We start from the raw sequence: 14,957 nt of genomic DNA on the forward strand, positions 1-14,957 counted from the left end.
CCCTCGGCGGGCCAGGGGACGCCCCCGTCCTCCGGGACCCGGTCATCCGCGACCGGCGGCACGGGCAACAATGGGCAGATGACGGATTCCCTGGCTGACCCGCATCTGCGCCCCCCGGCAGCCCCCGCCGACCCCGGTGGCCCCCGCGACATCGTGATCCTGGGCTCCACCGGATCGATCGGCACCCAGGCCATCGATGTGATCCTGCGCAACCCGGACCGCTTCCGGGTGACCGCCCTGTCCGCCGCCGGAGGGCGGGCCGGGCTGCTCGCCGAGCAGGCCCACCAGCTGAAGGCGGCCACCGTCGCCGTCGCCCGCGAGGACGCGGTGTCCGAGGTGCGCGCGGCGCTGGCCGCGCGGTACGGCGCGGGCGAGCCGCTCCCGCAGGTCCTGGCCGGGCCCGACGCGGCCACCGAGGTGGCCCGCTCCGAGTGCCACACCGTGCTCAACGGCATCACCGGTTCCATCGGCCTCGCGCCCACCCTGGCCGCCCTGGAGGCGGGCCGGGTGCTGGCGCTGGCCAACAAGGAGTCCCTCATCGTGGGCGGGCCGCTGGTCAAGGCGGTCGCCAAGCCGGGCCAGATCGTGCCCGTCGACTCCGAGCACTCCGCCCTCTTCCAGGCCCTGCTGGGCGGCGGCCGCCAGGAGGTCCGCAAGCTGGTCGTCACCGCGTCCGGCGGCCCGTTCCGCGGGCGGACGAAGCGGGAGCTGGCCGAGGTCACCCCGGACCAGGCGCTGGCCCACCCCACCTGGGACATGGGCCCGGTCGTCACGATCAACTCCTCGACCCTCGTCAACAAGGGGCTGGAGGTCATCGAGGCCCACCTGCTGTTCGACATTCCCTTCGAGCGGATTGAGGTGGTCGTCCACCCTCAGTCGTATATCCACTCGATGGTTGAATTCACCGATGGGTCGACGCTCGCCCAGGCGAGCCCGCCCGATATGCGGATGGCGATCGCGCTCGGTCTCGGCTGGCCCGAGCGGGTGCCGGACGCCGCCCCCGGCTGCGACTGGACCAGGGCCCACACCTGGGAGTTCTTCCCCCTCGACACCGAGGCCTTCCCCTCGGTGTCCCTCGCCCGGCACGTCGGCGGCCTCGGCGGCACCGCCCCTGCCGTCTTCAACGCGGCGAACGAGGAGTGCGTGGACGCGTTCCTCGGCCGGAAGCTGCCCTTCAACGGAATTGTCGATACGGTCGCGGAAGTGGTCGCCGAGCACGGCGCCCCCGCCGCGGGAACCCAGCTCACCGTCGCGGACGTCCTCGAAGCCGAGACGTGGGCCCGTGCCCGCGCCCGTGAACTGGCCGCCCGCGCGGCGAACGCGACCCCGGAGGGTCACGCATGACGACACTGATGACGGTCCTCGGCATAGTCGTATTCGCCGTGGGCCTCGGGATCTCGATCGCCTGGCACGAGCTGGGCCATCTCTCCACCGCCAAGCTCTTCGGCATCCGGGTCCCGCAGTACATGGTCGGCTTCGGGCCGACCATCTTCTCCCGCAAGCGGGGGGAGACCGAGTACGGCATCAAGGCGATCCCGTTCGGCGGCTTCATCCGCATGATCGGGATGTTCCCGCCCGGCGACGACGGCAAGATCGCCCAGCGCTCCACCTCGCCGTGGCGCGGCATGATCGAGGACGCCCGGTCGGCCGCGTACGAGGAGCTGCAGCCCGGCGACGAGACCCGCATGTTCTACACGCGGGCGCCGTGGAAGCGCGTGATCGTGATGTTCGCCGGGCCGTTCATGAACCTGATCATGGCGGTCGTGATCTTCGTCGGCGTGATGATGAGCTTCGGCGTGAACACCCAGACCACCAGCGTCGGCACCGTCTCCGCCTGTGTGGTCCCGGCCTCGTCCGCGACCGACAAGTGCCCCAAGGGCGCCAAGGACTCCCCGGCCAAGGCCGCGGGGCTGCAGCCCCGGGACAAGATCGTCGCCTTCAACGGCCACCGCGTCGCGGACTGGAGCGACCTCCAGCAGGACATCCGCAAGACCACCGGACCCGCGACGATCACCGTCGAGCGGGACGGCGCGCGCAAGACCCTGAACGCCAACCTCATCACCAACAAGGTCGCCAAGTCCGACGGGAACGGCGGCTACGTCGAGGGCCAGTACGTGAGCGCCGGATTCCTCGGCTTCACCCCGGCCAACGGCGTGGTGAAGCAGTCCTTCGGCCAGTCCGTGGACCGCATGGGCACCATGGTCGAGGACGGCGTCCAGTCCCTGGTCGACCTGCCCTCCAAGGTGCCCGACCTGTGGAACGCGGCCTTCGGGGACGCCCCCCGCAAGGCGGACTCCCCGATGGGCGTCGTCGGCGCCGCCCGGGTCGGTGGCGAGGTCGCCAACCTCGACATCCCGCCCTCGCAGCGCATCGCGACGATGCTCTTCCTCGTCGCCGGGTTCAACCTCTCGCTGTTCCTGTTCAACATGCTGCCGCTGCTGCCGCTGGACGGCGGCCATGTCGCGGGCGCGGTGTGGGAGTCCCTGCGGCGGCGGTTCGCGCGGCTGATCCGGCGGCCCGACCCCGGGCCGTTCGACGTGGCCAAGATGATGCCGGTGGCCTATGTGATCGCCGGTATCTTCATCTGCTTCACCCTGCTGGTCCTGGTGGCGGATGTGGTGAACCCCGTGCGAATTTCCTGATGGCGCGAAGTGTCCCGAAGTCCGCCTTTGAGTGGACTTCGGGGCCGGGGTGTGCTGGCGCGCCGCCCGGTGCCGTAATCTCGGACCCGGAGCCCGCTGATCTCGGGCCACTCAAACACCTTCTTGGGGCTACGAACCAGATGACTGCGATCTCGCTAGGAATGCCGTCCGTACCGACCAAGCTCGCCGACCGCAGGGTCAGCCGGAAGATCCAGGTCGGGCCGGTCGCCGTGGGCGGCGACGCGCCGATCTCGGTGCAGTCGATGACGACGACGGTGACCGCGGACATCGGGGCGACGCTCCAGCAGATCGCTGAGCTGACGGCCTCGGGCTGCCAGATCGTGCGGGTGGCCTGCCCGTCGCAGGACGACGCCGAGGCGCTGCCGGTGATCGCCAAGAAGTCGCAGATCCCCGTCATCGCGGACATCCACTTCCAGCCGAAGTACGTGTTCGCCGCGATCGACGCCGGGTGCGCGGCCGTGCGGGTGAACCCGGGGAACATCCGGCAGTTCGACGACAAGGTCAAGGAGATCGCGAAGGCGGCCTCGGACGCGGGCACGCCGATCCGTATCGGCGTCAACGCGGGATCGCTGGACAAGCGGCTGCTGGAGAAGTACGGCAAGGCCACGCCCGAGGCGCTGGTGGAGTCGGCCCTGTGGGAGTGCTCGCTGTTCGAGGAGCACGGCTTCCGGGACATCAAGATCTCGGTCAAGCACAACGACCCGGTGGTCATGGTCAACGCGTACCGCCAGCTGGCCGCCCAGTGCGACTACCCGCTGCACCTGGGCGTCACCGAGGCCGGGCCCGCGTTCCAGGGCACCATCAAGTCGTCGGTGGCCTTCGGCGCGCTGCTGAGCGAGGGCATCGGGGACACGATCCGGGTCTCCCTGTCCGCGCCGCCCGCGGAGGAGGTCAAGGTCGGCATCCAGATCCTGGAGTCGCTGAACCTGCGCCAGCGGCGGCTGGAGATCGTCTCGTGTCCGTCCTGCGGGCGGGCCCAGGTGGACGTCTACAAGCTGGCCGACGAGGTCACGGCCGGGCTGGACGGCATGGAGGTCCCGCTGCGGGTCGCCGTGATGGGCTGCGTCGTCAACGGCCCGGGCGAGGCGCGCGACGCGGACCTCGGTGTGGCGTCCGGCAACGGCAAGGGGCAGATCTTCGTGAAGGGCGAGGTCATCAAGACCGTGCCGGAATCGAAGATCGTGGAGACCCTGATCGACGAGGCCATGAAGATCGCCGAGCAGATGGAGAAGGACGGCATCGCCTCCGGCGAGCCCGAGGTCTCGGTCAGCGGCTGAGGTTCCGGGGCTTGGTTCTTCCGGTGAACCGAGCCCCCGAAAAGGGGGAGGGTACAGTGCGGGGAATCGACGCCCGCTCCGGCCCGCAGGCCCGCAACCGGTGAGGCAATCCGACACGTGCTGACGACGTCCACCACCAGGGTCCTCGAGCCCCAGGAACTCGACTCGGCCCTCGCGGTGCTCAACCGCGATCCCGTCTCCAACGCCTTCGTCGCCGCCCGCGTCCAGGTCGCCGGCCTGGACCCGTGGCGGCTGGGCGGCGAGATGTGGGGCTGGTACAGCGGCGGACGGCTTGAGTCGCTCTGCTACGCGGGCGCCAACCTGGTCCCCATATGCGCCACCCCCGAGGCCGTGCGCGGCTTCGCGGAGCGCGCCCGCCGGTCCGGGCGCCGTTGCTCCTCGATCGTCGGCCCCGCCGACACCACGGCCGAGCTGTGGTCCCTGCTGGAGCCCAGCTGGGGCCCGGCCCGCGAGGTCCGGGCCCGTCAGCCGCTCATGGTCACCAGCTCGATGTCCGCCGACGTCCCGCCCGATCCGCGGGTGCGCCGGGTCCGCAGGGACGAGATGGACGTGATCATGCCCGCGTGTGTGGCGATGTTCACCGAGGAGGTCGGCGTCTCACCGCTCGCGGGCGACGGCGGACTCCTCTACCAGGCGCGGGTCGCCGAACTCGTCGCCGCCGGGCGTTCCTTCGCCCGCGTCGAGAACGGCCGCGTCGTCTTCAAGGCCGAGATCGGCGCCGCCACCCCGCACGCCTGCCAGATCCAGGGCGTCTGGGTCGCCCCCGAATACCGCGGCCGCGGGCTCTCCGAGACCGGCATGGCCGCCGTGCTGGGCTACGCGCTGAACGAGATCGCGCCCGTCGCGAGTCTCTACGTCAACGACTACAACACCGCGGCCCGCGCCGCGTACCGCCGGGTCGGCTTCCAGGAGGTCGGCGCGTTCATGAGCGTGCTGTTCTGATCGCCGGACCTGGCCAGTAGGGTGCCGCCCATGCTGCAGATGCCCGGGGGACACCCCCCGGACCCCCGAGGTGTCGTCGTCGGCCCGCTCGACCTCGCCGCACGCGTGGACGAGGCGCTCGCCGTGCAGGCCGTGGCCTTCGGGCTGTCGGACGAGGAGATCGGCGTACGGCGCCACATCGTGCTGCGCCACCTCACCAGCCCCGGCGCCCGCGCCCTCGGCGCGACCACCGCGCGGGGGCGTCTCGTGGGCTTCGTCTACGGCATGCCCAACGACCGCACCCACTGGTGGTCCACCATCGTCCAGCCCTATCTGCGCGCGGCCGGGCACGAGGACTGGCTGGACGACGCCTTCGTCATCACCGAGCTGCACGTCCACCCCGGCTACCAGAACCGCGGCATCGGCCGCCGCCTGATCACCGCCATCACCGACGGGGCCGTGCAGCCGCGCTCGATCCTCTCCGCCCTCGACACCGACAGCCCGGCCCGCTGCCTCTACCGTTCGCTGGGCTACCGCGACCTGGCCCGCCCGGTGCTCTTCCCGAGCGCGCCGAGCCCGTACGCCGTGATGGGCGCGCCCCTGCCGCTGCGGAGGTAGCGTGCGCCTACGGAGCGCATTTCCGGGTTGCGTCCCCGGGCGGCTAACCTCCTGACATCCATCTCGTACGCAGGAGAAGCCCCATGGCCAACGCCGCCCACGTCCAGCGCATGTCCACCTTGATGCTGAAGACGCTGCGCGAAGACCCGGCCGACGCCGAGACCGCCAGCCACAAGCTGCTCGTCCGGGCCGGCTACGTCCGCCGCGCGTCCGCGGGCATCTGGACCTGGCTGCCGGTCGGCAAGAAGGTCCTGGAGAACGTCTCCCGGATCGTCCGCGAGGAGATGGACGCGATCGGCGCCCAGGAGGTGCTGCTGCCCGCGCTGCTGCCCAAGGAGCCGTACGAGGCGAGCGGCCGCTGGGAGGAGTACGGCGACCTGCTGTTCCGGCTCAAGGACCGCAAGGGCGGCGACTACCTCCTCGGCCCCACCCACGAGGAGATCTTCACCCAGACGGTCAAGGACCAGTGCACGTCCTACAAGGACCTGCCGGTGATGCTCTACCAGATCCAGACCAAGTACCGGGACGAGGCCCGGCCGCGCTCGGGCGTGCTGCGCGGCCGCGAATTCCAGATGAAGGACTCGTACTCCTTCGACACCAGCGACGAGGGCCTGGCCGAGTCCTACCGGCTGCACCGCGAGGCGTACCAGCGGATCTTCGAGCGCCTGGGCCTCGACTACCGCATCGTCTCGGCCGTCTCCGGCGCGATGGGCGGCTCCGCCTCCGAGGAGTTCCTGGCCCCCGCGGCGGCCGGTGAGGACACCTTCGTGGACTGCCCGAACTGCGACTACGCGGCCAACACGGAGGCCGTCACGACCACCGTCCCGCCGGTCGAGGGCGCCGAGCACGGGCCGGTCGAGGAGCTGGACACCCCCGACACCCCCACCATCGAGACCCTCGCCGAGCACCTGGGCGTCCCGGCCTCCGCGACCCTGAAGAACCTCCTGGTCAAGGTCGACGGCGAGATCACCGCGGTGGGCGTCCCCGGCGACCGCGAGGTCGACCTCGGCAAGCTGGGCGAGCACCTGGCCCCGGCCGTGGTCGAGCTGGTCACCGCCGAGGACTTCGAGGACCGCCCCGACCTGGTCCGCGGCTACGTCGGCCCGCAGGGCCTGGCGGGCAAGTCCTTCCGCTACATCGCCGACCCCCGGGTCGCCCCCGGCACCGCCTGGGTGACCGGCGCCAACAAGCCGGACACCCACGCCCGCAACGTCGTCTGCGGCCGCGACTTCGAGGTCGACGACTACCTCGACGTGGTCGTCGTCGAGCCGGGCGACCCCTGCCCCCAGTGCGGCGCGGGCATCGCGCTGGACCGGGCCATCGAGATCGGCCACATCTTCCAGCTCGGCCGCAAGTACGCCGACACCTTCCAGCTCGACGTGCTCGGCCAGAACGGCAAGCCGGTGCGGGTCACGATGGGCTCGTACGGCATCGGCGTCTCCCGCGTGGTCGCCGCCCTCGCCGAGCAGACCCACGACGAGTCCGGCCTCTGCTGGCCCCGCGAGGTGGCCCCGGCCGACGTCCACATCGTCGCCGCGGGCAAGGCCCTCCAGACCGAGCTGGCCCTGGACATCGCCGAGAAGCTGGGCACGGCGGGCGTCCGCGTCATGGTGGACGACCGCACCAGCGTCTCCCCGGGCGTGAAGTTCACCGACGCGGAGCTGATCGGCGTCCCGACCATCCTGGTCGTCGGCCGCGGCGCGAAGGACGGCGTGGTGGAGCTGAAGGACCGCCGCACCGCCACCCGCGAGGAGCTCCCGATCGACGAAGCGATCTCCCGCCTCACCCCCTGACGCGGCGCTTCCCCACCCCACCCCGAACCGGGCAGCCCGAAGTCCCCGCCCCCACGGGCCGGGGACTTCGGCTCCGCGCCCGGCAGGGGCCCCGGCCCGAGACGGGGCCGCACCCGGGGGAGGGCTACAGCCAGCCCGCGAACTCCAGCAGGAGCTCCGCTCGTCGCCGGTCGCCTGCCGCTCCGTGGCGAAGGCCCGTCTCCACGGCGCGGAAGAGGGCCCAGCCACGCAGCCGGTCCCGGTCCACGTCCAGCGAGTCGGCCAGCTTGGCGATCCGGCGGCGGGCGGCCGCGGCGGGGCCGGGGCCCGCGGCCAGGTCTTCGCAGCGGTCCAGGACCAGCCGCGCCAGGTCGTACGCGCGCTCCCCGACCACCGGCGCCGGGCCCACCGCGAGCCAGGGCGCCCGCTCCCCGGCCAGCACCTTGCCCTGCCGGAAGTCGCCGTGCAGCAGGAGCCGTTCGGGCGGCTCGGCGGTCAGCCCGGACCGCAGGTCCAGGGCCTCGTCGGCCAGCGGGCGTACGTCGGCCGCCCAGGCACCCGAGGCGAGTATCGGCAGCACCTCGGCGGCCTCACCGGTGCGCCGCTCGACCGAGTCGACCGCGTCGAACCCCGCGTCCGGCGGCGGCACCCACAGCCGCCGTACCGTGCCCGCCGCCTCCAGCAGCGCCTTCGCCTCGGGCAGCGAGCGCAGCGACACGGCGGACTGCAGCCGCTCGATCAGCAGCGCGCCGTCCTCGTGGCCGGTGCGCAGGAGCCGGGCCGCGCCCCAGCCGTTCCAATGGGCGAGCGCGGCCGCCTCGGGGGCCGCGGCGGGGCCGGGTACGGGGAGCTTGAGCGCCGCCGGGGTGCCGTCCGCCTGCCGTACGAGCACGATCAGGCCGCCGCGGCCGCCGGGGGTGACCACCCGCTCGGGGGTCAGTTCCCACTCCCGCAGCCGCCGCGCGGCCAGCTGCGGCAGGGCGGCCAGCCAGCTCCGTACGGGTTCGGCCGGATCGTCGCCCACCACGTCCAGCAGCCGCTTCGGCACCTGGAGGGAGGCCATGTCACCGGATTCTTCTGCCGCTGCCATTCCCGAGCTGCCCCCTGTCACCGTCACCCAACGCACGTCACTGTCAGACCCCGTCGGCGGCTCCGCTCGCCGACGCGGACGGGGCGGCCGGCGCGGCGCGCTCGGTGAGCCCAGGGAAGGCTACGCCGCCGCCCCGCCAGCGCACCGACCGGACCGCCGCCTCGCGCAGCGCGCCCGCCGCCTGCCGCCGCAGCGGGCCGTCGGAGGTCCGTACGAGGTCGGCGTAGACGGCGGCCACCCGGTTCTCCAGCTCGGCGGCGAGCCGGACCGCGGCCGCCGAGTCGGGCACCGCGAACGGCAGCGCGTACGCGGCGGCCGCGCTCTGCGGTGTACCGCCCATGTCGCGCACGGTGCGCACGAGGTCGTCGCGGCGGGCACGGTGCGCGGCGTACCCCTCGCGTGCCTCGGCGAGACGGTCGTCGCCGACCCGGCCGCCGACGACGCCGTATCCGTACACGGCGGCGTGCTCGGCGGCGAGCGCGGCCTGCGTGGCCTTGAGCGTCGCGGCCCGGTTCATCCGGGTGCTCCTTCCGCGCGGAGAGGGCTGGACGGGAGGGGGCTGAGAGGGCTGACGGGGACCGTCATGAGGCCGGGTCGCCCTGGGTCAGGAGATACACATGGGCGGCGCCGCAGGCCGCGACGGAGGCCAGTAGCCGGGCCAGTTCGGGCGGCGCGCCGACCAGCGCGCTGGTGCGGGTGTCGGCGGTGTGCCGCTCGGCCTGGGCGAGGGCGCTGAGGGCCTTCTTCTCGTCCCCGGGCACCGCGGGCAGCCGCCGCCCGCCCGCGGCCGGAGAGCGGGACGCGGTCGCGGAGGGGCCCTTGGAGCCGAACGCGGCGACATGCGCCGCCGTCTCCGCCCGCAGCGGACGCAGCCGCTCCGCGAGTCCGGCATGGGCGTCGATGGTCGCGTCGTAGCGCGCGAGGAGCGCGGCCGAGTCCCGTACGCCCCGGGCGCGCAGCGCCGCGGCGTCCGCGGAACCGGAGGAGCGGGGTCCGTCGTCCGAGTCACCGGAGCAGCCGGTCAGCAGCGCGGTGGCCCCGGCCGAACCACCGGCCAGCAGCAGACTTCGCCGCCGCGGGGACGTGGCCCGCGGGGCGGCCTCGGGGAGGGACGGGGGCGTGGGGCGCGGTGGTGGATTCGTGATCGGCACGTTCCTCTTTCCGGGCTGCGGCAGCTCCCGGCCGCCGTTAGTGATCACAGCAGGCGAGCGTACCCGCGCGAGGCCGGAATGCCGGGCAGCGGCCACCGAATCGTCAGCCCGCCGCCGGAACAGATAGGCTTTGAGCTGACACGCGACCTTCCCACAACAGCACACGCGGCCGAGGAGTCACCCGGATGAGCACGACCCAGAGCGAAAGGCTGCGCGGACTGCTGGAACCGCTCGTCAGCGCACGGGACCTGGATCTGGAAGAGGTCGAGGTGACACCGGCCGGGAAGCGGCGCGTCCTTCGCATCGTGGTGGACTCCGACGACGGCGTGCAGCTGGATACGTGTGCGGAACTGAGTCGCGAGATCTCGCAGACGCTCGACGACGCGGAAGCGATGGGGCAGACCCCGTACGTCCTGGAGGTCACGTCCCCCGGCGCCGAGCGCCCCCTGACCGAGCAGCGCCACTACCAGCGGGCCACCGGCCGGCTGATGCGGGCGCAGCTGGTGGAGGGCGGCGAGCTGATCGCCCGGATCATCTCAGTGGATGACGAGGGGCTGGATCTGGAAGTCCCCGGCGTGAAGGGGCGCAAGCCCACCGCCAGGCGGCTGGCCTTCAAGGAGATCTCCAAGGCACGAGTGGAGATCGAGTTCAACCGCAAGCCCGAGGGCGACGAGAGCAAGGAGGAGGCGTAGCCGTGGACATCGACATGAGTGCCCTGCGGGGTCTGGTGCGGGAGAAGGAGATCTCGTTCGACCTGCTGGTCGAGGCGATCGAGTCGGCTCTCCTCATCGCTTACCACCGCACCGAGGGAAGCCGCCGCCGGGCCCGCGTGGAGCTGGACCGCACGAGCGGCCATGTGACGGTATGGGCCCAGGAGGACGCGGACGACCTCGCGGAGGGCGAGGAGCCCCGCGAGTTCGACGACACCCCCAGCGGCTTCGGCCGGATCGCCGCCATGACCGCCAAGCAGGTCATCCTGCAGCGGCTGCGGGACGCCGAGGAGGAAATCACCTTCGGCGAGTACGCGGGGCGCGAGGGCGATGTCGTCGCGGGCGTCGTCCAGCAGGGCAAGGACCCGAAGAACATCCTGGTGGACATCGGCCGCCTAGAGGCGATCCTGCCGGTGCAGGAGCAGGTGCCCGGCGAGGACTACGCGCACGGCACCCGGCTGCGTACATATGTCGTACGAGTGGTCAAGGGCGTGCGCGGTCCGTCCGTGACCCTTTCGCGTACGCATCCCAATTTGGTGAAGAAGCTCTTCGCGCTGGAGGTCCCGGAGATCGCGGACGGCTCGGTGGAGATCGCGGCGATCGCCCGTGAGGCGGGCCACCGGACCAAGATCGCTGTCCGGTCCACCCGTTCGGGTCTGAACGCCAAGGGCGCGTGCATCGGCCCGATGGGCGGCCGGGTACGCAGCGTGATGGCAGAGCTGCACGGCGAGAAGATCGACATCGTCGACTGGTCGGACGACCCGGCCGAGCTGGTGGCCAACGCCCTGTCGCCCGCCCGGGTGAGCAAGGTCGAGGTCGTGGACCTGGCCGCCCGGTCCGCGCGGGTCACCGTGCCCGATTACCAGCTGTCACTGGCGATCGGCAAGGAAGGGCAGAACGCCCGGCTCGCGGCCCGGCTCACGGGCTGGCGGATCGACATCCGGCCGGACACCGATCAGTCCGCAGAGCAGCCCGCCGAGCAGGCCTGAGCGGGGTCGATCAAGGCTGATTCAAGCCGCGGGTATCCGGGATCCGGCCGAAATCGTGTGACGGTTCGATCACTCCCCCCAAGGGGTGAGGTCGCCACAGGGAGGTAGACTTAAGCAGTGTCTGGCCGCACGCGAGCCCGTGCCTGCCCTGAGAGAACCTGTGTGGGATGCCGGGAGCGGGCGGCCAAGGACGATCTGCTGCGCATCGTGGCGGTCGAGGGCGTTTGCGTCCCCGATCCGCGCGGTACGCTGCCCGGTCGGGGAGCTTATATGCACCCGACACGGGTCTGTTTCGACCTGGCGGTCCGCCGCCGGGCCTTTCCCCGGGCCTTCAGGGGACCGGGGGCGTTCGACACCACGGCACTGCGCCGTTATGCCGAGCACCAGGGTGACCAGTCACCCTCGTAAGAAGCTGGAAGAACGGCACGGGACAACCGTGCGGTCAGGTACCTCGCGAGTCGGAAGTAGGTCGAGATTGCGATGAGCACTCGATGAGTACGCGATGAGTACGCCCATGAAGTAGCGACGGTCCGGCGGTAACCCGGACCTAAAAGGAGCGATGTGGCTAAGGTCCGGGTATACGAACTCGCCAAGGAGTTCGGCGTTGAGAGCAAGGTCGTCATGGCCAAGCTCCAAGAGCTCGGTGAGTTCGTACGTTCGGCGTCCTCGACGATCGAGGCGCCGGTGGTCCGCAAGTTGACTGACGCTTTCCAGGGCGGCAACGGCTCCGGCCGTGGCCCTGGCAAGCCCTCGGCGCCGCGCAAGGCGACGCCCAAGCCCCCGACGCCCGGTCCGGCGTCGGCGGCCCGTCCCGCTGCCCCCAAGCCCCCGACGCCCGGCCCCAAGCCGGCCGCCGCCGAGGGGCCGGGCAGCACGCCGTCCGTGGCACCCACTCCGGGCCCGCGCCCGACGCCCGGTCCCAAGCCGGCGGCCGGCCCCAAGCCGGGTCCGGCGCAGCCCGCGGCTCCGGCGCAGCCCGAGTTCACCGCCCCGCCGGCCACGCCCGGCCCCAAGCCCTCCCCGGCCAAGCCGGGCCCGGGCGGCCCCGCCAAGCCGGGCGCCACGCCCGGTCCGCGCCCCGGCGCCCGTCCCGGCCCCGGTGGCCAGGGCGGTCAGGGTCAGGGTCAGGGCGGCCAGGGTCAGGGCGGTCAGGGCCAGGGCGGCCAGGGCGGCCGTTCCGGCGCCCCGCGTCCGGGTCAGGAGCGCGGTGGACCGCGTCCGGGCGGCGGCCGTCCGTCCGGTCCGCGTCCGGGTAACAACCCCTTCACCTCCGGTGGCTCCACCGGCATGGCGCGCCCGCAGGCGCCTCGTCCCGGCGGCGGCGCCCGTCCGGGCCCCGGCGGCCAGGGCGGCGCCGGTCCGCGTCCGCAGGGCGGCGGCCAGGGCGGTCCCGGTGCCGGTCGCGGCCAGGGTGCCGGCGGTCCCCGTCCCACTCCGGGCTCCATGCCCCGTCCGCAGGGCGGTCAGGGTGCGGGCGGTCCCCGTCCCGGCGGCGGCGCCGGCGGTCCGCGTCCGAACCCGGGCATGATGCCCCAGCGTCCGGCCGCGGGTCCGCGTCCGGGCCCCGGTGGCGGCGGCGGTCGCGGTCCCGGCGGTGCCGGTCGTCCCGGCGGTGGCGGCGGTCGTCCGGGTGGCGGCGGCGGTTTCGCCGGTCGTCCCGGTGGTGGCGGCGGTGCCGGTCGTCCGGGTGGCGGCGGCGGTTTCGCCGGTCGTCCCGGTGGCGGCGGTGGCCGTCCGGGCTTCGGTGGCCGTCCGGGTGGTCCCGGTGGCCGTGGTGGCACGCAGGGTGCGTTCGGCCGTCCCGGCGGTCCGGCGCGTCGTGGCCGTAAGTCGAAGCGGCAGAGGCGCCAGGAGTACGAGGCCATGCAGGCCCCGTCGGTCGGCGGCGTGATGCTGCCGCGCGGCAACGGCCAGACGGTCCGGCTGTCGCGTGGTGCCTCGCTCACCGACTTCGCGGAGAAGATCAACGCCAACCCGGCGTCGCTCGTCGCCGTGATGCTCAACCTCGGCGAGATGGTCACCGCGACCCAGTCCGTCCCCGACGAGACGCTGCAGCTCCTCGCCGACGAGATGAACTACAACGTCGAGATCGTCAGCCCGGAGGAGGAGGACCGCGAGCTTCTCGAGTCCTTCGACATCGAGTTCGGCGAGAACGAGGGCGGCGAGGAAATGCTCGTCGCGCGTCCGCCGGTGGTGACCGTCATGGGTCACGTCGACCACGGTAAGACGCGACTGCTGGACGCGATCCGCAAGACCAACGTGGTCGCGGGCGAGGCCGGCGGCATCACCCAGCACATCGGTGCCTACCAGGTCTCGACCGACGTCAACGACGAAGAGCGCAGGATCACCTTCATCGACACCCCGGGTCACGAGGCGTTCACCGCCATGCGTGCCCGTGGTGCCAAGTCGACCGACATCGCGATCCTCGTGGTGGCGGCCAACGACGGTGTGATGCCCCAGACGATCGAGGCGCTGAACCACGCCAAGGCGGCCGACGTGCCGATCGTGGTCGCGGTCAACAAGATCGACGTCGAGGGCGCGGACCCGACCAAGGTGCGCGGTCAGCTGACCGAGTACGGCCTGGTGGCCGAGGAGTACGGCGGCGACACCATGTTCGTCGACATCTCCGCCCGCCAGGGTCTGAACATCGACCAGCTGCTCGAGGCCGTGGTCCTCACCGCGGACGCCTCGCTCGACCTGCGCGCCAACGCGGAGCAGGACGCGCAGGGCATCGCGATCGAGGCCCACCTCGACCGCGGCCGCGGCGCCGTGGCCACCGTGCTGGTCCAGCGCGGCACCCTGAAGGTCGGCGAGACGATGGTCGTCGGCGACGCGTACGGCCGCGTCCGGGCGATGCTCGACGACAACGGCAACCAGCTTCAGGAGGCGGGTCCCTCGACCCCGGTCCTGGTGCTCGGTCTGACCAACGTGCCGGGCGCGGGCGACAACTTCCTCGTCGTCGACGAGGACCGCACCGCCCGTCAGATCGCCGAGAAGCGGGCCGCGCGCGAGCGCAACGCCGCCTTCGCCAAGCGCACCCGCCGGGTCTCCCTGGAGGACCTGGACAAGGTGCTCAAGGCCGGTCAGGTCCAGCAGCTCAACCTCATCATCAAGGGCGACGCGTCCGGTTCGGTGGAGGCCCTCGAGTCCTCCCTGCTCCAGCTCGACGTCGGCGAAGAGGTCGACCTGCGCGTCCTGCACCGCGGTGTGGGTGCGGTCACCGAGACCGACATCGACCTGGCGACCGGCTCCGACGCCATCGTCATCGGCTTCAACGTGCGCGCCGATGGGCGTGCCACGCAGATGGCCGAGCGCGAGGGCGTGGACGTCCGCTACTACTCGGTCATCTACCAGGTGATCGAGGAGATCGAGGCGGCCCTCAAGGGCATGCTCAAGCCGGAGTACGAAGAGGTCGAGCTGGGCACGGCGGAGATCCGCGAGGTCTTCCGCTCGTCCAAGCTGGGCAACATCGCGGGTGTTCTCATCCGCTCCGGCGAGGTCAAGCGGAACACCAAGGCCCGCCTCGTCCGCGACGGCAAGGTCATCGCGGAGAACCTCAACATCGAGGGCCTGCGCCGCTTCAAGGACGACGTCACCGAGATTCGCGAAGGCTTCGAGGGCGGTATCAACCTCGGCAGCTACAACGACATCAAGATCGACGACGTCATCGCGACGTACGAGATGCGCGAGAAGCCGCGCGGCTGACGCGCTGCCTCTCATCCGGGGCCGGTCGGCGGAGAATTTC

General features: G+C 72.1%; 13 protein-coding genes. 10 read left to right on the forward strand and 3 right to left on the reverse strand.

The annotated features are described in order from the left end of the window. The first annotated feature begins 78 nt into the window (after positions 1-78). The 6 genes from dxr (at position 79) to ACZ6CL_RS04760 (ending at position 7,293) form a co-directional block, all read left to right on the forward strand. On the forward strand, positions 79-1,344 hold the full coding sequence (gene dxr / locus ACZ6CL_RS04735; RefSeq protein ID WP_468931049.1) for a 1-deoxy-D-xylulose-5-phosphate reductoisomerase: 1,266 nt from the start codon (positions 79-81) through the stop codon (positions 1,342-1,344). Then, positions 1,341-2,642: a M50 family metallopeptidase gene (locus ACZ6CL_RS04740; protein ID WP_468931052.1), complete on the forward strand. Its 1,302-nt coding sequence runs from the start codon at positions 1,341-1,343 to the stop codon at positions 2,640-2,642. The genes dxr and ACZ6CL_RS04740 overlap by 4 nt, the downstream gene beginning before the upstream one ends. 140 nt (positions 2,643-2,782) lie before the next feature. Next, positions 2,783-3,940, forward strand: a complete 1,158-nt coding sequence (gene ispG / locus ACZ6CL_RS04745; RefSeq protein WP_468931053.1) for a flavodoxin-dependent (E)-4-hydroxy-3-methylbut-2-enyl-diphosphate synthase — start codon at positions 2,783-2,785, stop codon at positions 3,938-3,940. A gap of 117 nt (positions 3,941-4,057) precedes the next feature. Continuing rightward, a complete protein-coding gene (locus tag ACZ6CL_RS04750; protein WP_468931055.1) occupies positions 4,058-4,903 on the forward strand; it encodes a GNAT family N-acetyltransferase in 846 nt (281 codons plus the stop codon). Positions 4,904-4,933: 30 nt separating this feature from the next. Then, a complete protein-coding gene (locus ACZ6CL_RS04755) occupies positions 4,934-5,500 on the forward strand; it encodes a GNAT family N-acetyltransferase (RefSeq protein WP_468931058.1) in 567 nt (188 codons plus the stop codon). 83 nt (positions 5,501-5,583) lie between these two features. Next, a complete protein-coding gene (locus tag ACZ6CL_RS04760; RefSeq protein WP_468931059.1) occupies positions 5,584-7,293 on the forward strand; it encodes a proline--tRNA ligase in 1,710 nt (569 codons plus the stop codon). A 124-nt stretch (positions 7,294-7,417) separates the two neighbouring features. Here ACZ6CL_RS04760 and ACZ6CL_RS04765 read toward each other — a convergent pair whose 3' ends face one another. The 3 genes from ACZ6CL_RS04765 to ACZ6CL_RS04775 form a co-directional block, all read right to left on the reverse strand. Further along, a complete protein-coding gene (locus ACZ6CL_RS04765; protein ID WP_468931062.1) occupies positions 7,418-8,362 on the reverse strand; it encodes an aminoglycoside phosphotransferase family protein in 945 nt (314 codons plus the stop codon). Between the two features lie 43 nt (positions 8,363-8,405). After that, complete coding sequence (locus ACZ6CL_RS04770; RefSeq protein ID WP_468931065.1) at positions 8,406-8,879, reverse strand: ferritin-like domain-containing protein; 474 nt, start codon at positions 8,877-8,879, stop codon at positions 8,406-8,408. A 64-nt stretch (positions 8,880-8,943) separates the two neighbouring features. Then, positions 8,944-9,513: a hypothetical protein gene (locus ACZ6CL_RS04775; RefSeq protein WP_468931068.1), complete on the reverse strand. Its 570-nt coding sequence runs from the start codon at positions 9,511-9,513 to the stop codon at positions 8,944-8,946. A 185-nt stretch (positions 9,514-9,698) separates the two neighbouring features. On the opposite strand from ACZ6CL_RS04775, the gene rimP reads away from it, so the two are divergent. From rimP to infB, 4 genes are all read left to right on the forward strand, one after another. Then, a complete protein-coding gene (gene rimP / locus ACZ6CL_RS04780) occupies positions 9,699-10,205 on the forward strand; it encodes a ribosome maturation factor RimP (RefSeq protein WP_385439523.1) in 507 nt (168 codons plus the stop codon). Between the two features lie 2 nt (positions 10,206-10,207). Continuing rightward, the gene (nusA, locus tag ACZ6CL_RS04785; RefSeq protein ID WP_468931070.1) at positions 10,208-11,212 is read left to right on the forward strand and encodes a transcription termination factor NusA; all 1,005 of its coding nucleotides are present in this window, start codon (positions 10,208-10,210) and stop codon (positions 11,210-11,212) included. A 117-nt stretch (positions 11,213-11,329) separates the two neighbouring features. Further along, the gene (locus ACZ6CL_RS04790) at positions 11,330-11,620 is read left to right on the forward strand and encodes a YlxR family protein (protein ID WP_468931072.1); all 291 of its coding nucleotides are present in this window, start codon (positions 11,330-11,332) and stop codon (positions 11,618-11,620) included. 153 nt (positions 11,621-11,773) lie between these two features. Then, the gene (infB, locus tag ACZ6CL_RS04795; protein WP_468931075.1) at positions 11,774-14,917 is read left to right on the forward strand and encodes a translation initiation factor IF-2; all 3,144 of its coding nucleotides are present in this window, start codon (positions 11,774-11,776) and stop codon (positions 14,915-14,917) included. Positions 14,918-14,957 lie beyond the last annotated feature (40 nt).

The organism is Streptomyces sp. NPDC041200 (assembly GCF_055591805.1).